We start from the raw sequence: 16,191 nt of genomic DNA, 5'->3' as shown, positions 1-16,191 counted from the left end.
GCCGTTTGCGCCGGTTACAGGTGCTTGTGGCGCTGGCGTTACTGGCGTTCCCATGGCGGGGTGCCGCCAAATTCGGCGACCAGAAAATCAACAAAGGCGCGCACCCGTGTCGGCAGATAACGGTTTTCCGGGTACAGGGTATAAATTGCATGGGCCGGCGGGGTGCAGTCGGGCAGAACCACCTTTAGCGCCCCCGATGCGATCAGCGGGCCAACTTCCCACATCGATTTCAGGGCAATGCCATGCCCGTCAACACACCAGCGGGTCAAGACCTCGCCATTGTCCGAATCCATTGATCCTGAAACTGATAAGGTGCCTGGGGCGTCGTCGCCTTCACGTTGCAAGGTCCATTGATATTGCCGCGAGCCGGGAAACCGTAGCAACAGGCAGTTATGGTTCAAAAGGTCGGCGGGGATGCGCGGGGTGCCGTGGCGTTTTAAATAGGCCGGGCTTGCCACCAGGACCCGTTTGTTGGCGGCCAGTTTGCGCACAATCAGCGAACTTTCCTTAAGCTCGGCAATGCGAATGGCAAGGTCGACCTTGTCTTGCAGCAAATCCAGCAGCCGGTCAGACAGGTGCAGGCGGACTTGTACATCGGGATTTTTTTCAACAAATTTGGGAATGATCGGGGCGACGAACATGGTGCCAAAGGCAACCGGGCAGGTCACCGTGACCGGGCCACGGGTGTTGTTTTTCTGGTTGGCAATGGCGTTTTCGGCTTCTTCCATTTCGGCCAGAATGCGCTGGCAATGGCGATAGTAAATGTCGCCTTCGGTGGTCAGGCCAACGCGGCGTGTGGTGCGGTTTAACAGGCGCACGCCCAGTCGTTCTTCCAGCCGGGCTATGCGGTTTGATACCACGGCAGCCGAATGGCGCAATTCGCGCCCGGCAGCCGAAAGATTACCCAGTTCGGCAACGCGCACAAAAATCTGGATGTCCTCGAAATCGGACATGGGGCTATGCTCTCACTCTTGTTGGTTTACGGGCCGTTTCTGTCCGGGCGCGGTTGCGACGGGTTTATTTATTGTGCTGCGGTGGCGACGTCGTTATCGCGTCTTTACTGTGCCATTTTAAAAAAAGTCTTGAAAGTCATTTCGATTATGCCCGCTTGCTAAATAATAGAGCCCCCGTCAACCCTGTGTTAGGAAAATAGATATTGTAAGAATTCTGAAAATTCGCGTCATAATATGCTGCAAAGCAAAATCAGGGACGGGGACCGGGGGCCGCGATTATCATCGCCAGGCCAACCCGGTAAGAGAGAGGGACCAAACAGGTGGATATTCTGTTTCAGGACTGGATCAATCTGATCCTGCGCTGGGCGCATGTGATTACCGGGATCGCGTGGATTGGATCATCATTTTATTTCGTCTGGCTGGATTTATCGCTGCGCAAACGCCCGGGCATGGATGACGGCGTTTACGGCGAAGCCTGGATGGTGCATGGCGGCGGCTTTTACCACGTCAATAAATGGATGGTCGCCCCGGCCACAATGCCCGACGATTTGCACTGGTTTAAATACGAAGCCTATTTCACCTGGCTGACCGGTTTTGCCTTGCTGGTGACGATGTATTACTGGAGTGCGGAATCCTATTTGATTGATCCGGCGATTATGCCGATGACCAAGTGGGATGCCATCCTGACCGGCTTGATCAGTCTGATCGCCGGGTGGTTCATTTATGATCTGATTTGCAAAAGCCCGATTGGCCGTAAAACCGGCACCCTGGCCGTGGCTCTGTTCATTCAGATTATGGCCTTTGCCTGGATTTATACCCATGTCTTTAGCGGGCGTGGCGCGTTTATTCATGTCGGTGCGCTGATTGGCACCATGATGGCGGCCAATGTGTTTCGCATTATTATCCCCAACCAGAAAAAGGTCGTCGCATCGCTTATGGCGGGCGAAAAGCCCGACCCGGCTTTGGGGTTGCAGGCCAAACAGCGTTCCACCCATAATAACTATCTGACCTTGCCGGTGCTGGCGATGATGATCAGCAACCATTACCCGATGACCTATGCCCATGATCAGGCGTGGGTGGTAATTGGCCTGATCCTGATTGTGGGCGGGCTGGTGCGGCATTTTTTCAATACCCGCAATTCGGGCGGATCGGGCAAGGCGATTGCCTGGCAATTGCCAGCGGCGGCGGTGTTTATGGCGATATTGGTGGTTTTTGTATCCTATGATCCCAGTGCCCCGCGCGATGGCGATATTATTTCGTCAAACGAAGCCATGGGTATTATTCAAACCCGCTGTGCGGTGTGTCATTCCGCCCACCCGACCGAGGATGGCTTTGATGCGGCCCCGGCTGGCGTGATGTTTGACAGCCTTGATCAGGTTCACACCAATGCGCAACGCATTATGGCGCAGGCGGTGATTGGCAAATCGATGCCGTTGGGAAACCTTACTGAAATGACCGACGAAGAACGGGCCAGGCTGGGCCAGTGGATAAGGGCGAAAATGCCGGAATAAGGCTTTGAGCAAGTCCGCTCGTAACTAAGCTGTGACCGAGATAAGCAGGGGGTGGAACATTGTGATCCACCCCCTGCTTTGTTCGGATTTGATTTTCTTATGGCAGGTTTTGAAAAACAGTGGGGTTCCAGCGATAGCCATGCCGGGCAACCGTGATATGGCCGATGCCGGGAAAGGCAATATGGCTGCCTGCCACATGGCATTTCTTTGTAACGGCAAATTCCAGCGCTTTTTTACGGCTTTGAACCGCCGTGTCGCCATCGACGTCAAAGCAGATGGCGATGGCGGGGTCCTCAAACTGGACGATATGGCCGTGGCTGATATCGCCCCAGCAAAAGACGGCAGTTTCGCCCGATTGCATGATGATGCCGCTATGCCCCGGTGAATGACCGGGTAACAGAACCGACATTGCAAAATCGGGGATGGGGCTGGCATTGTCGGCAAACACGGACACACGCCCTGCATTTTCATAGGGTGCGATGCAGGCAATGGCATTTTTAAAATGTGGATGCATGGCAGCGGGAACCTGTGCCATGTGGTCCGGGTTTAGGAAAAAGTCTGCATCGCGTTTCGGGATATGCAGGCGGGCATTGGGAAATGCCATTTTGCCATCGCGGATTAACCCACCGACATGGTCGCTATGCAGGTGGGTTAAAATAACGTCACAGATTTGCTCGGGCCGGTATCCCGCCGCCATAAGGTTACGTTCAACATGCCCAAGTGCAGACCCGGCCAGATCGCCGCTGCCGGTATCAACCAGAATAAGACGGTTATCTATGGCAAATAAAAAGGCATTAAAGGATGCGGGGGTTGGCGTGCCTTGCCAGGTATCAGTCAGCCGTGACGCGACATGGTCGGCATTGGTGTTTTGATAAAGTTTTTCCAGCGCAAAGGGGATGGTGCCGTCTGATAATGCGGTGACGACCATGTCGCCAAGGATCATAGGGTAATAACCGGGAACGGGATTGGGCAATGCCGGATGTTTGATCGGGGCGTTCATGGTGGTTTCCTGTCTGTTGCCCGCCAGCGCAGGCGGGGCTTTGTAAGTTGGTTCAGACAGGCTATATCTGAGTCTGTCATTAATCAAATCGATGCCGATAATGCAAATCATTGATCATTTCAATTTACGATCTTTTGACCTTAATCTGCTGGTTGCCTTTGATGCCTTGATCACGGAAGGCAGTGTGACGCGGGCAGCCAGAAAATTGCGGATCGGTCAGTCTGCGATGAGCCACAATCTGGCAACGTTGCGGATGTTGTTACGCGATGATTTGTTTGTTCGGGTTGGGCAGGAAATGCAGCCAACGGCCCGTGCGCAAAGCCTGTCCGGGCCGATCCGCCATGCTTTGCAGCAGGCACAAGCCGCCTTGCAGGTGGGAAATGATTTTGATCCGCGAACGGAAAAACGGGTTTTTCGCATCGGGGTTTCTGACGAGATGGCGCAGGTTCTGTTGCCGGACCTTCTGGGGTATCTGGCCCATGCCGCACCCGGCATTGGCATTTTGGCCCGGGAATTAAGCCTGGCAACGGTTGAGCCTTTGTTAAATCGTAGCGAAATAGATGTTGCTGTGGGCGTGCCCTATGTGCCGCAAGGATCGTTTGATGGCGAAAAGCTGTTTGATGCCCACGCCAGTTGCTGTTTTCGCTCTGATTTGATTGGGCGAGACGCGCCGCTGGATGCCGATACATATTTTGCGGCACGCCACGCGGTTTTTTCGCACAGTGCCAATATCGTAGGCTGCGCCGGGGAAATTTATCAAAAAACCGGTCATACGCTCGATGTCGGGTTTGCTGCTCCGGCCTTTTTGCCGCTGTTGGCCGTGGCCGCCAAGGCCCCCTTGATTGCGACGGTGCCAGAACGCATTGCCCGGCGTTATGCCGCAACATTTGGTTTGGTGATCAGCCCAGTGCCGGTCGCGCAGGGCTTTTCAGCGAGTTTTATGGTCTGGGCCCGGCATACGGAACGCGATGTTGCTGGCTTATGGATGCGTGATTGTATTCGCGCCGTGGCGTTGCAGGCGTCATGATGATGGTGGTGCAGGGGCGAAATAAATGCACCCCGCCAGGGCAAACTAGCGGGGTGCGAGGTATTGTGGTGCAATAACCTCGGTGGCGGCCGAAACCTCCGGCCGGTGAGATACCCCTGTTGGCGAGGTCCGTCAAGCATCCTTGGGTTGATCAAAAAACAGTCAAATATTATAATATGAATGAAAAATAGTCATTCTGCGGGGTGGCGGCGCAATAATTTTCTACTAAATGGCGATGTGGTATTGTTAAATTGCGTTGAGACTCTGCGGTTTTTTCGATTTTGTCTAAAATGTCAAAATTTGGCATGATTTTGGCTAGTACCGCTGCGGTGCAATAAATTCGCAGTGGAGGCTATAAAATGAAGAAGACGCTTCAGACGATCGTTGGCGCGGGGGCGCTGGCGTGGTCGGCAATGGCGATGACGCCAGCGCAGGCCGCCGACGAAACGATCAAAATTGGCGTTCTGCACTCTCTCTCGGGAACAATGGCGATTTCGGAAACCACGCTGAAGGACACGGTCCTGATGCTGGTTGATGACATCAACAAAAAAGGCGGCCTTCTGGGCAAAAAGGTCGAAGCTGTGGTGGTTGACCCGGCTTCGGATTGGCCGCTTTTTGCCGAAAAGGCGCGTGAACTTCTGGAAAAAGACAAGGTTGCCGCCGTTTTCGGTTGCTGGACCTCTGTTTCGCGCAAATCGGTCTTGCCGGTCTTTGAAGAAGATAACGGTCTTTTGTTCTATCCGGTGCAATTTGAAGGTGAAGAAAGTTCGCGCAACGTGTTTTATACCGGGGCTGCGCCGAACCAGCAGGCTGTTCCCGCTGTTGATTACCTGATGAGCGAAGATGGCGGCGGCGCACAGCGTTTTGCCCTGTTGGGGACGGATTATGTTTATCCGCGTACCACCAACAAGATTTTGCGGGCATATCTGCACAGCAAAGGTGTTGCCGACGAAGACATTATGGAAAACTACACGCCATTTGGTCATTCTGACTGGCAGTCGATTGTTGCGGATGTAAAAACCTTTGCTTCTGCCGGTAAGAAAACCGCCGTTGTGTCGACCATTAATGGCGATGCCAATGTGCCGTTCTATAAAGAATTGGCAAACCAGGGCATTAAGGCTGAAGATATTCCGGTGGTTGCTTTCTCGGTTGGGGAAGAAGAACTGGCCGGGATTGACACCACTCCGCTGGTGGGTCATCTGGCCGCCTGGAACTATTTTGAAAGTGTCGATAGTGACGCCAATGCGGCCTTTATTAAAAAATGGCATGCCTATATTGGTGATGACAAACGGGTCACCAACGATCCGATGGAAGCCACCTATATCGGCTTTACCATGTGGAAACAGGCCGTTGAGCAGGCGGGCACCACCGATGTGGATGCCGTTCGTCAGGCCATGTATGGCCAGAAAGTACCGAACCTGACCGGTGGTATCGCTGTGATGAACACCAACCATTACCTGTCCAAACCGGTTCTGATTGGCGAAGTCCAGGATGATGGTCAGTTCGATACCGTTTGGAAAACCGATGGTGTTGTTGTGGGTGATTCCTGGTCGGATTATATCCCGGAAAGTGCCAAACTGACTGCGGACTGGACCTATCCGTGGGTCTGCGGTAACTGCGAAAAACCGACATATTAATAACGACATTCGGGCCGGGTGCGATGCGCATTCCGGCCCGTTTTGCTGGTGCGCAGCAAGGCAGCCTGTTTTGCCGTTGCATTACTGTTGCCAATATATGTGAATGCGCGATGCGAAGGCTTTGATCATGCGTCAAGATTTTCCCCCGCCTGCGCCGGGCTGGCTCCGCCATTTTTCTTTCTGCCAATTTTCCCTGCCCCTGTTTGTGCTTTGCGCCCTGATACTGGTGGTTTTTGCCCCGCAACAGGCCGCGGCCTTTAGCGATGAACAATTGCGGCAACATGCCGAACAGTTGAACGCCAAAAGTTCGACCAAAAAACTGCATGTCATTGAAAAAATGGCCGCCGATGGTGATCCGCGTGTCGCCCCGATCCTTCAGGCCATGCTTGACGGCGATCTGTATGCCAGCAAGGCAGATGACAAGGTTGTGATTGGCAAAAAGCAGGGCAAGGTCTGGCAGCATATTGATGTTGTCAGTGGTGAAGTCACGGGTGAAAGCGGATCGGACGATCTTGATAAAATACGGATCAATAACCGCCTGCGTGGTGCTTTGCGCGATGGCCTGGCGTCTCTGAATTTATTTAGCCCCGACCTGGTAACCCGCCAGGCGGCGGTGGAAACCGTGATGGACACGCGCGACCCGGCGATGGCGCCGTTGTTGCAACGCGCGATTAACCGCGAAAGTAACCCTGAATTGCTGGCCCGGATGGAACTTGCCAAGGCGACCATGGCGCTGGCGGCGGGCAAAACATCGCAAGAACGGTTAGATGCGATTGATATTCTGGCCAGCCAGACCACGCCGCAAATTCGTGCGGTTCTGTTGCAATTCGTCAATGCCGCCGAGGCCGAAAATTATGACCCCAAAGTGGTTGCGGCGGCAAAGGATGCGGTGGCATCGGTCGAAAGTCGGTTAAAAATGTGGCAGACCGGCGGGGATGTTTACCGGGGCATCAGCCTGGGGTCGGTTTTGTTGCTGGCCGCCGTTGGCCTGGCAATTACCTTTGGTGTGATGGGCGTCATTAATATGGCGCACGGCGAAATGATTATGATTGGTGCCTATACCACCTATGCGGTGCAGCAGGTTTTTCTGGTGTGGTGGCCTGCGGGGATTGGCTGGTCGCTGGCGGTGGCGGTGCCGATGGCCTTTCTGGTTTCGGGCGGGGTTGGTGTGGTGGTTGAACGTTTGATCATCCGCTTTTTATATGGCCGCCCGCTGGAAACCCTGTTGGCAACCTGGGGGCTTAGCCTGTTTTTACAGCAAGCCATTCGTAGCATTTTTGGCGCCAGTAACCGCCAGGTTGTCGCACCCGATTTCATGAGCGGCGCCATCGAATTTTCGACCGGGCTGGTTCTGACCTATAACCGGCTGTGGATTATTTTGTTTAGCCTGATTGTGGTTGGTGGCATTGCCATTGTGCTGCGCTATACCGCCTTTGGTCTGCAAATGCGCGCGGTGACGCAAAACCGCCGCATGGCCGGGTCGGTTGGTATCCGCACCGGCTATGTTGATGCGCTGACCTTTGGTTTGGGGTCGGGCATTGCCGGGATTGCCGGTGTCGCGCTTAGCCAGATCGACAATGTCAGCCCCAATTTGGGGCAGGGCTATATCATTGACAGTTTTATGGTGGTGGTGTTTGGCGGCGTTGGCAATTTGTGGGGCACGGTTTTGGGCGCATTTAGCCTGGGGATTGTCAATAAATTTCTTGAACCGGTTGCCGGGGCTGTATTGGCAAAAATCTTTGTGCTGGTCGCCCTTATCCTGTTTATCCAGAAACGTCCCAAAGGGTTGTTTGCCCTTAAGGGCCGCGCGGTGGAGGCCTGATCCATGACCGACTATCGCCAGAAATATAAAATGACGCCGGTTCTGGGCTGGTTGTTGCAAGACCGGGGCGGCATGATTTTGCTGGGCATTTTGCTGGTGGGCAGCATTTTGATTCCGATGGGTAATTTGCTGGTACCCGAAGGATCGGCCTTTCATGTGCCCACCTGGATGCTGGGGCTGTTGGGCAAATATTTGTGTTATGCGCTGTTGGCCCTGAGTGTTGATTTGATTTGGGGTTTTTGCGGCATTTTAAGCCTGGGCCACGGGGCGTTTTTTGCCCTGGGGGGCTATGCGATGGGCATGTATCTGATGCGCCAGATCGGGGATCGCGGGGTCTATGGCGACCCGGTCTTGCCCGATTTCATGGTGTTTCTGAACTGGAAGGAATTGCCGTGGTACTGGTCCGGGTTTGATCATTTCAGCATGGCCGTGATTATGGCGATGCTGGTTCCCGGTTTGCTGGCGTTTGTGTTCGGGTTTCTGGCGTTTCGATCGCGCGTGACCGGGGTTTACCTGTCGATTATTACCCAGGCGATGACCTATGCGCTGTTACTGGCGTTTTTCCGCAATGATATGGGCTTTGGCGGCAATAACGGCCTGACAGATTTCAAGGATATTCTGGGCTTTGACCTGCAATCGGATCAAACCCGGTGTGTTTTGGTGGTGGTATCGGCTGTGATGCTGGCACTGTGTTATCTGGTCGCACGGGGCATTACGCAATCGCGGCTGGGCAAGGTGTTAATTGCCATTCGCGATGCCGAAAGCCGGGTGCGTTTTACCGGCTATCGGGTGGAATATTACAAGCTGTTTGTGTTTACCGTTTCAGCGGTGATGGCGGGCATTGCCGGTGCGCTTTATGTGCCGCAAATCGGCATTATCAACCCCGGCGAATTTGCCCCGGCCGCCAGTATTGAAGTGGTAATCTGGGTGGCGGTTGGCGGGCGTGGCACGCTTTACGGGGCGGTGTTAGGCGCGTTTATTGTGAATTACGCCAAAACGTTTTTCACCGGTGTTATGCCCGATTTCTGGCTGTTTTTCCTGGGCGGGCTGTTTGTTGCCGTCACCCTGTTTTTGCCCAAGGGCGTGATTGGCGCTGTTCCGGCATTTGGCACGGCCAATGGTGGACCGGGCGGGGCTGGCGGCTGGCGTGAAAGACTGGCGTCATGGCGCGCCAATCAGGGGGGCAAGGCATGAGCACGGCAGAGGACCTGTTATTGCAAGAAAGCCGGATGATTCAGAGTGAAAAGGCCGCGACGATTTTATATGTCGATGGCGTTTCGGTGACGTTTGACGGTTTTCGCGCGCTCAATAACCTGAGCTTTTATGTCGAGCCGGGCGAGCTTCGCGCCATTATCGGCCCCAACGGGGCAGGTAAAACCACGATGATGGATATTATCACCGGAAAAACCCGCCCCGATACCGGCGATGTGTTGTTTCGCAGCGAGGTTGATTTAACCAAACTAGACGAAGCCGACATTGCCAATCTGGGCATTGGGCGCAAGTTTCAAAAACCCACCGTGTTTGAAAGTCATACGGTTTTTGATAATCTGTTACTGGCCTGTTCGGGCGGGCGCAGGGTGTTTTCGGCCCTGTTTCACCGGCTAAGCACTGCTGAAAAACAGCGGATCGAGGAAACCCTGGCGACCATTCGGCTGGCCGATGCGCGTGAGACGCTGGCGGCCAACCTGTCGCACGGGCAAAAGCAATGGCTGGAAATTGGCATGTTGCTGATGCAGGAACCGCAATTGTTGCTGGTTGATGAACCTGTGGCGGGCATGACCGATTCTGAAACCGAACAAACCGCCATTTTGCTGCGCAATATCGCCAAAACCCGGTCGGTTGTGGTGGTGGAACACGATATGGAATTTGTCCGCGATCTTGATTGCAAGGTCACCGTGCTGCACGAGGGCTCGGTTCTGGCGGAAGGCAGGCTCGATAGCGTGCAAAAAGACCCGCGTGTTATTGAAGTTTATCTGGGGCGCTGATCATGCTGAGTGTTGAAAATATCGACCTTTATTATGGGGCGTCCCATGCGCTGCGCTCGGTTTCGCTCCGGGCGGAAACCGGCAAGGTAACGGCGGTTCTGGGCCGCAACGGGGTGGGCAAAACATCGTTGATGCGCGCTGTTGTCGGCCAGCATCCGATAGCCAGTGGTGATATTGTCTGGGAAGGTAAAAAAATATCGCGTGATCCGTCGTGGAAACGATCTGCGGCAGGGATTGCCATTGTGCCGCAAGGGCGCGAGGTTTTTCCGCTTTTAACGGTTAAGGAAAACCTTGAAACCGGTTTTGCCGCCCTGCCCCGGCCACTACGTCATATCCCCGATGAAATTTTTGATCTGTTTCCGGTTCTGCGCGACATGCTGGGGCGGCGCGGGGGCGATTTGTCGGGCGGGCAGCAACAGCAACTGGCGATTGGCCGCGCCCTTGTGACCCGGCCCCGCTTGCTTGTGCTTGATGAACCGACCGAAGGTATTCAGCCCTCGATCATTAAAGATATCCAGCGGGTGATCAAGCAATTGGCAGACCGGGGCGATATGGCGATTTTGCTGGTCGAGCAATATTTTGATTTTGCCCATGAACTTGCCGATGAAATCATTGTGCTAGAACGCGGCGAAGTGGTGCTGGCAGGGACTAAAAACGAACTGGACCGGGAAAATGTCCGCACCTATCTGACCGTTTGATCAGCACCTGCCTAATTTTCGCGCATGAAAAATATCTGCGGTTGCCTGTTTGCGCCTCGATATTTGCGTAAATGGGCCGATATGGGCCAATTTTGGCGGGTGTCCGGTTCTGGCCCGCATCTTGCTAATATGTGGCCTGCTGCTGTTGGTGGCGAAGTTGAAACAGCGTTGGGTGGGCCTGTGCAATTAGGCAAGATTGAAAGTTCCGCGCTTGACGACACCGCGATTTCAGCAGCGGTGCGCCCGGAAATAAAGGTGCGCCCCGATTGTTTGGTGCGGCCGATTGTGACCGACGGGCGGGCGGAAGTTTCTTTCAAGGCGGCACATCTCCCCGGCCAGCCTTCGGCCCTGAACCATCTGTTTTACCGCGACCCGATGAAAATGTTGTTTCCGCGCCCCCAGCCTGGCGATATCAGCCAGGCGGTGCTGGTGACAACATCGGGCGGCATGGTCGGCGGCGACCAACTGGCGTTTTCGGGCCGGGCGGGCGAAAATACCCAATTACAACTGACCGCACAGGCGGCAGAAAAAGTTTATCGGTCATTAGGGCCGGATGGCAAAATGACAGTCGATCTGACCGCCGACGATGGCGCGTGGCTGGAATGGTTACCCCAGGAAACGATTTTGTTTGATGGTGCCCGTTTGCGCCGCACAACATCGGTTTCTGTTACGGGTTCGGGCCGGGTTTTGGCCGGGGAAATGATGGTTTTTGGCCGACTGGCCCGGGGCGAGGTTTTTGCGCACGGTCTGGCACGCGAAGCCTGGGATGTGGCGCTTGAGGGTCGCCCCATATGGCGTGATGCGTTACAACTGGATGGCGATATTTTACAGGTGCTGGATCATCGGGCAAGTTTTAACGGGGCGCGGGCCAGTGCCACAGCGATTTTCACCGGTCGGGGGGCCGAAAATCAGCTTGAGGTGGCCCGCGAATGCCTAAAGGGCGCGGCCCAACAGGGAGACGCGGTTTTGGCGGCGGCAACCGCAATGACAAATATTGTCATTGTGCGGTGGCTGGCGGTTGAACCGATGCGGTTGCGCCGCGCCTATGGCGCCTGGTGGGCGATGTTTCGCCATAAGGTAAATCATCTTCCGGCGCGCCTGCCGCGCATGTGGGAGATTTAAGCGATGCAGAACGGCTTGCACGATAAAGGGAGAGCGCCATGAACCTGATGCCACGCGAAAAAGACAAATTGCTGGTGGCGATGGCCGCGATGGTGGCCCGTCGGCGGCTGGAACGCGGCGTAAAGCTGAATTACCCCGAAGCCATCGCCCTGATCACGGATTACGTGGTAGAGGGCGCGCGCGACGGGGTGTCGGTGGCCGAACTGATGCGCGACGGGGCCACGGTTTTGACCCGCGATCAGGTGATGGAGGGCATTGCCGAAATGATCCATGACATTCAGGTCGAAGCGACCTTTCCTGACGGGGTCAAGCTCGTTACCGTTCATGAACCCATTCGCTAGGAAAGGTGCGTTCTTATGATCCCCGGTGAAATTATAACCGCCCCTGGCACCCTGACCCTGAATGACGGGCGCGATACCGTGACCCTCACAGTGTCAAACACCGGCGACCGCCCGGTGCAGGTGGGTTCGCATTATCATTTTTACGAAACCAATCCCGGTCTTGATTTTGATCGCGAAGCGGCACGGGGCTGCCGCCTTGATGTTCCTGCGGGCAGTGCCGTGCGGTTTGAACCGGGCCAGACCCGTGAGGTCACCCTGATCAAATATGTCGGCAAGGGTGTGGTGTACGGTTTTAATGGTAAAATTAACGGCGCGTTGGGGGACTGAACATGGCCTATGAAATTGATCGTTCATCCTATGCTGCCATGTTTGGCCCGACCGTTGGCGACAAGGTGCGCCTTGCCGATACCGATCTGATGATCGAAGTTGAAAAAGACTTCACTACGTACGGCGAAGAAGTCAAATTTGGTGGTGGTAAAGTGATCCGCGATGGCATGGGTCAGTCGCAGGTATCGCGCGCCGAGGGGGCGGTGGATACGGTGATTACCAACGCCCTGATTCTGGATTACTGGGGCATTGTAAAGGCCGATATTGGCCTGCGCGACGGCCGCATTGCCGCGATTGGCAAGGCGGGCAACCCCGATATTCAGCCCGATGTCGATATTATTATCGGCCCCGGCACCGAAGTGATTGCCGGTGAAGGAAATATTATCACCGCAGGCGGGATCGACGCGCATATTCACTGGATTTGCCCGCAACAGGCGGACGAAGCCCTGTATTCTGGCGTGACCACCATGTTGGGTGGGGGCACCGGCCCGGCGGCGGGTACGAACGCCACCACCTGTACCCCCGGCCCGTGGCACATTGCGCGGATGTTACAAGCCGCCGATGGGCTGCCGGTTAATGTTGGTTATTTTGGCAAGGGCAATGCCACCCTGCCTGCTGCCCTGATCGAACAGGTCAAAGCCGGGGCTTGCGGATTAAAGCTGCATGAAGACTGGGGCACCACCCCGGCCACGATTGATGCCTGCCTGTCGGTTGCCGATGATCTTGACGTGCAGGTGATGATCCACACCGATACGCTTAATGAAAGCGGCTTTGTCGAACATAGCCGGGCCGCGTTCAAGGGGCGGACCATTCATACCTTCCATACCGAAGGGGCCGGGGGCGGTCATGCGCCTGACATTATCAAGCTGTGCGGCGAAGCCAATGTTTTGCCGAGTTCGACCAACCCGACACGGCCCTTTACGGTTAATACCATCGATGAACATCTGGATATGTTGATGGTTTGCCATCATCTTGATCCGAAAATTCCCGAAGATGTGGCCTTTGCCGAAAGCCGTATTCGCCGCGAAACCATCGCGGCTGAAGACATTTTGCATGATCTGGGCGCATTTTCGATTATTTCGTCCGACAGCCAGGCGATGGGCCGGGTGGGCGAGGTCATTTGCCGGACCTGGCAAACGGCGGATAAAATGAAAAAGCAGCGCGGCAATTTGCCCGAAGACGGGGCCGGAAACGATAATTTCCGCGCCAAACGCTATATCGCCAAATACACCATCAACCCGGCGATTGCCCAGGGCATTGCCAGCCATGTGGGATCCATCGAGGTGGGTAAAATCGCCGATCTGGTGGTGTGGAAACCAATGTTTTTTGGCGTTAAGCCCGATATGATCCTGAAGGGCGGCATGATTATGGGGGCCGCCATGGGCGACCCGAATGCCTCCATCCCCACCCCGCAGCCAGTACATTATCGTCCCATGTTCGGGGCCTTTGGCGGGGCGCTGACCAAATCGTGCTTTACCTTTGTTTCCCAGGCCGGGATTGATGCCGGGATCGCCGCCGAATTTGGCTTGCAACGTCAGTTATTGCCGGTGTCCAATACGCGCAATATCGGCAAAAAGGACATGAAGCTGAACGATACTTTGCCAAAAATTGATGTCGATCCGGAAACCTATCAGGTTCATGCGGACGGGGTGCATCTCACCTGCCAACCAGCAACCGAAGTGCCGATGGCACAACGTTACTTTTTGTTTTAAGGGGCCGGACCATGCGGCGCGCCATTGAACATATTCCCGTCGGGCAAAACCATGCCGCCGAACTGCGCGGTACGGTAACGCTGGCCTTTGCCGACCGGCACCGGCGGCGCATTCGCCTGTATGATGATGCGGGCGCGGCCTTTTTGCTGGATTTGCCCCATGCGGTACGTTTGGGCGATGGCGACCGGCTGAAACTGGCCGATGGCGGGGTGATTGTGGTGCAGGCCGCCGAGGAAGCGGTGATGACCATTACCTGTGCCGGTCCCATTGCGGCGGCCCGCATGGCCTGGCACATTGGCAACCGCCATACGCCGATGCAGGTGCTTAAAGACGGGCGTTTGCGCATTATTGACGACCATGTTTTGCGCGACATGATTATTGGTCTTGGTGGTGTGGTTGACAGCGAAATTGCACCGTTTGACCCCGAACGCGGGGCCTATCACGGCCTGGGGGGCAATGCGCAGGAAAGTGGCCATCATCATGGCCATGACCACGATTTTTTCGCCGATGCCGATCAGGGGGAGGCTGAGACAGAGGTTGGTGCGGCCCATCGCCACGGTCAGACTCATAGCCACCACAGTCACGGTCATGACCACAACCATAACCATGCCGCCGGGGGTGATCATGACCATTGATCATACCGCGACAATACCGCTTAATTCTAGCGGATTGATGCGCTTGATGACATGGCTGGGGCCGTCTTTTCCGGTGGGGGCCTATACCTATTCGCACGGGGTTGAATTTGCGATTGAGGATGGCCGGGTTGGCACATGCGACAGCGTGATAACCTGGGTGGAAGGTGTTTTGGCCTTTGGTGCCGGGCGCATTGACGGAGTGCTGTTTTGTCAGGCTTATCATGCCGCCCGCGCTTGTGACCTTGAGGATCTGATCGCCATTGGCATTGATGCCGATTGCCGCCGGGGCACGGCCGAAATGGCGCTGGAGGCCACCGCTCAGGGGCGGGCATTTGTCTCCACCCTCGGCCAGGTCTGGGATGATGCTTTGCTGGCAAACTGGGCCGCGTCCATGCGGGCGGATGGCCGGTTGCCGTCTTATCCGGTGGCCGTGGCGATTGCGGCGGCGGGGGCGGATATTGATTTGCGCAGTGCCTTGACCGCTTTTTTCCATGCGATGGCGGCCAATCTGGTTTCCAGTGCTGTGCGGCTTGTGCCGCTGGGGCAGACCGATGGTATTCGCGCCATTGCCGCCCTGGAAAGGGCGGTGGAACTGGCGGTTAAACAGGCCATGGCAACCGACCCGGATGACATTGGTGCCTGCGCCCCGCTGATTGACTGGACATCGATGAAACACGAAACCCAATATACAAGGTTGTTCCGATCATGACTTCTCCGCTTCGCATTGGTATTGGTGGCCCGGTTGGCTCTGGCAAAACGGCATTGCTGGAACGGTTGTGCAAGGCGATGCGCGATGAATTTAACATCGCCGCCATCACCAACGATATTTATACCCGCGAAGATGCCGAGTTCATGACCCGCTCGGGCGCACTGGCACCTGATCGCATTGCCGGTGTTGAAACCGGTGGCTGCCCGCATACCGCCATTCGCGAAGATGCCTCGATCAATCTGGCAGCGGTCGAAGATATGACCGCAAAACATCCCGGGCTTGAGGCGATTTTTATTGAATCGGGCGGCGATAATCTGTCGGCGACATTCTCGCCCGAACTGGCCGATATTACGATTTACGTGATTGATGTGTCGGCGGGTGATAAAATTCCGCGTAAAGGCGGGCCGGGCATTACCCGCTCCGACCTTCTTATTATTAACAAAACCGATCTTGCCCCGCTGGTGGGCGCGGATCTGGGGGTTATGGACCGCGATGCGCGCAAAATGCGCGGTGACCGGCCTTTTGTTTTCACCAATCTCAAGGCGATGGAAGGCCTTGAGGATGTGAAAAACTTTATCATCGAATCAGGGGGGCTCCGTCAATCTGCTGCGTGACATAGAACAAGCAGAAGATCGCAGATGATGGGAGTTCAGCAACACCCGGCCAGAAATGGTCGGGTGTTTGTTTGGTGCGCCCGGCATGGGCACCCTCC

General features: G+C 55.4%; 16 protein-coding genes. 14 read left to right on the top strand and 2 right to left on the bottom strand.

What is annotated here, in order from left to right:
- Positions 1 to 38 precede the first annotated feature (38 nt).
- Positions 39 to 953, bottom strand: coding sequence for a LysR family transcriptional regulator (locus AAC086_RS07125; RefSeq protein ID WP_339777018.1), 915 nt, complete (start codon positions 951 to 953; stop codon positions 39 to 41).
- A gap of 320 nt (positions 954 to 1,273) precedes the next feature.
- On the opposite strand from AAC086_RS07125, the gene AAC086_RS07120 reads away from it, so the two are divergent.
- Entirely contained in the window at positions 1,274 to 2,464 is a 1,191-nt protein-coding gene (locus tag AAC086_RS07120) for a urate hydroxylase PuuD (RefSeq protein WP_339777017.1), read from the top strand.
- Between the two features lie 97 nt (positions 2,465 to 2,561).
- Here the strand turns inward: AAC086_RS07120 and AAC086_RS07115 are convergent, their stop codons facing one another.
- On the bottom strand, positions 2,562 to 3,464 hold the full coding sequence (locus tag AAC086_RS07115) for an MBL fold metallo-hydrolase (protein WP_339777014.1): 903 nt from the start codon (positions 3,462 to 3,464) through the stop codon (positions 2,562 to 2,564).
- 100 nt (positions 3,465 to 3,564) lie between these two features.
- Here AAC086_RS07115 and AAC086_RS07110 point away from each other — a divergent pair, with 100 nt between their 5' ends.
- The 13 genes from AAC086_RS07110 (at position 3,565) to ureG (ending at position 16,093) form a co-directional block, all read left to right on the top strand.
- Positions 3,565 to 4,491, top strand: coding sequence for a LysR family transcriptional regulator (locus tag AAC086_RS07110; RefSeq protein ID WP_339777009.1), 927 nt, complete (start codon positions 3,565 to 3,567; stop codon positions 4,489 to 4,491).
- A gap of 413 nt (positions 4,492 to 4,904) precedes the next feature.
- A complete protein-coding gene (urtA, locus tag AAC086_RS07105; RefSeq protein WP_339777628.1) occupies positions 4,905 to 6,128 on the top strand; it encodes an urea ABC transporter substrate-binding protein in 1,224 nt (407 codons plus the stop codon).
- Between the two features lie 127 nt (positions 6,129 to 6,255).
- Positions 6,256 to 7,950 carry an urea ABC transporter permease subunit UrtB gene (gene urtB, locus AAC086_RS07100; protein WP_339777006.1) on the top strand — a complete coding sequence of 565 codons (1,695 nt, stop codon included), beginning with the start codon at positions 6,256 to 6,258 and terminating at the stop codon, positions 7,948 to 7,950.
- A gap of 72 nt (positions 7,951 to 8,022) precedes the next feature.
- Positions 8,023 to 9,144 (top strand): urea ABC transporter permease subunit UrtC, encoded by a 1,122-nt coding sequence (gene urtC, locus AAC086_RS07095; RefSeq protein ID WP_339777625.1) that lies wholly within the window; start codon positions 8,023 to 8,025, stop codon positions 9,142 to 9,144.
- Between the two features lie 35 nt (positions 9,145 to 9,179).
- Positions 9,180 to 9,935 carry an urea ABC transporter ATP-binding protein UrtD gene (gene urtD / locus AAC086_RS07090; RefSeq protein WP_339777623.1) on the top strand — a complete coding sequence of 252 codons (756 nt, stop codon included), beginning with the start codon at positions 9,180 to 9,182 and terminating at the stop codon, positions 9,933 to 9,935.
- 2 nt (positions 9,936 to 9,937) lie between these two features.
- Complete coding sequence (gene urtE / locus AAC086_RS07085; protein ID WP_339777004.1) at positions 9,938 to 10,633, top strand: urea ABC transporter ATP-binding subunit UrtE; 696 nt, start codon at positions 9,938 to 9,940, stop codon at positions 10,631 to 10,633.
- An 81-nt stretch (positions 10,634 to 10,714) separates the two neighbouring features.
- Complete coding sequence (locus AAC086_RS07080; protein ID WP_339777001.1) at positions 10,715 to 11,755, top strand: urease accessory protein UreD; 1,041 nt, start codon at positions 10,715 to 10,717, stop codon at positions 11,753 to 11,755.
- Positions 11,756 to 11,793: 38 nt separating this feature from the next.
- Complete coding sequence (locus tag AAC086_RS07075) at positions 11,794 to 12,096, top strand: urease subunit gamma (RefSeq protein ID WP_085590813.1); 303 nt, start codon at positions 11,794 to 11,796, stop codon at positions 12,094 to 12,096.
- A 15-nt stretch (positions 12,097 to 12,111) separates the two neighbouring features.
- Entirely contained in the window at positions 12,112 to 12,423 is a 312-nt protein-coding gene (locus AAC086_RS07070; protein ID WP_339776997.1) for an urease subunit beta, read from the top strand.
- 2 nt (positions 12,424 to 12,425) lie between these two features.
- A complete protein-coding gene (ureC, locus tag AAC086_RS07065) occupies positions 12,426 to 14,135 on the top strand; it encodes an urease subunit alpha (RefSeq protein WP_339776994.1) in 1,710 nt (569 codons plus the stop codon).
- Between the two features lie 11 nt (positions 14,136 to 14,146).
- Entirely contained in the window at positions 14,147 to 14,770 is a 624-nt protein-coding gene (locus AAC086_RS07060; RefSeq protein ID WP_339776991.1) for an urease accessory protein UreE, read from the top strand.
- On the top strand, positions 14,760 to 15,479 hold the full coding sequence (locus AAC086_RS07055; protein ID WP_339776988.1) for an urease accessory protein UreF: 720 nt from the start codon (positions 14,760 to 14,762) through the stop codon (positions 15,477 to 15,479). Before AAC086_RS07060 ends, AAC086_RS07055 begins: the two co-directional genes overlap by 11 nt.
- Positions 15,476 to 16,093 carry an urease accessory protein UreG gene (gene ureG / locus AAC086_RS07050; RefSeq protein WP_339776985.1) on the top strand — a complete coding sequence of 206 codons (618 nt, stop codon included), beginning with the start codon at positions 15,476 to 15,478 and terminating at the stop codon, positions 16,091 to 16,093. Before AAC086_RS07055 ends, ureG begins: the two co-directional genes overlap by 4 nt.
- Positions 16,094 to 16,191 lie beyond the last annotated feature (98 nt).

This window comes from uncultured Thalassospira sp., from assembly GCF_963976115.1.
Taxonomy (GTDB): domain Bacteria; phylum Pseudomonadota; class Alphaproteobacteria; order Rhodospirillales; family Thalassospiraceae; genus Thalassospira.
Note: the sequence above shows the minus strand (reverse complement) of the source record. Positions and strands in the feature narration are given on the sequence as shown.

Coding starts and splice junctions, on each gene's coding strand:
- AAC086_RS07125 (WP_339777018.1), bottom strand. CDS start 953: ATGTCCGATTTCGAGGACATCCAGATTTTTGTGCGCGTTGCCGAACTG.
- AAC086_RS07115 (WP_339777014.1), bottom strand. CDS start 3,464: ATGAACGCCCCGATCAAACATCCGGCATTGCCCAATCCCGTTCCCGGT.
- AAC086_RS07110 (WP_339777009.1), top strand. CDS start 3,565: ATGCAAATCATTGATCATTTCAATTTACGATCTTTTGACCTTAATCTG.
- urtA (WP_339777628.1), top strand. CDS start 4,905: ATGGCGATGACGCCAGCGCAGGCCGCCGACGAAACGATCAAAATTGGC.
- urtB (WP_339777006.1), top strand. CDS start 6,256: ATGCGTCAAGATTTTCCCCCGCCTGCGCCGGGCTGGCTCCGCCATTTT.
- urtC (WP_339777625.1), top strand. CDS start 8,023: ATGATTTTGCTGGGCATTTTGCTGGTGGGCAGCATTTTGATTCCGATG.
- urtD (WP_339777623.1), top strand. CDS start 9,180: ATGATTCAGAGTGAAAAGGCCGCGACGATTTTATATGTCGATGGCGTT.
- urtE (WP_339777004.1), top strand. CDS start 9,938: ATGCTGAGTGTTGAAAATATCGACCTTTATTATGGGGCGTCCCATGCG.
- AAC086_RS07080 (WP_339777001.1), top strand. CDS start 10,715: ATGGGCCAATTTTGGCGGGTGTCCGGTTCTGGCCCGCATCTTGCTAAT.
- AAC086_RS07075 (WP_085590813.1), top strand. CDS start 11,794: ATGAACCTGATGCCACGCGAAAAAGACAAATTGCTGGTGGCGATGGCC.
- AAC086_RS07070 (WP_339776997.1), top strand. CDS start 12,112: ATGATCCCCGGTGAAATTATAACCGCCCCTGGCACCCTGACCCTGAAT.
- ureC (WP_339776994.1), top strand. CDS start 12,426: ATGGCCTATGAAATTGATCGTTCATCCTATGCTGCCATGTTTGGCCCG.
- AAC086_RS07060 (WP_339776991.1), top strand. CDS start 14,147: ATGCGGCGCGCCATTGAACATATTCCCGTCGGGCAAAACCATGCCGCC.
- AAC086_RS07055 (WP_339776988.1), top strand. CDS start 14,760: ATGACCATTGATCATACCGCGACAATACCGCTTAATTCTAGCGGATTG.
- ureG (WP_339776985.1), top strand. CDS start 15,476: ATGACTTCTCCGCTTCGCATTGGTATTGGTGGCCCGGTTGGCTCTGGC.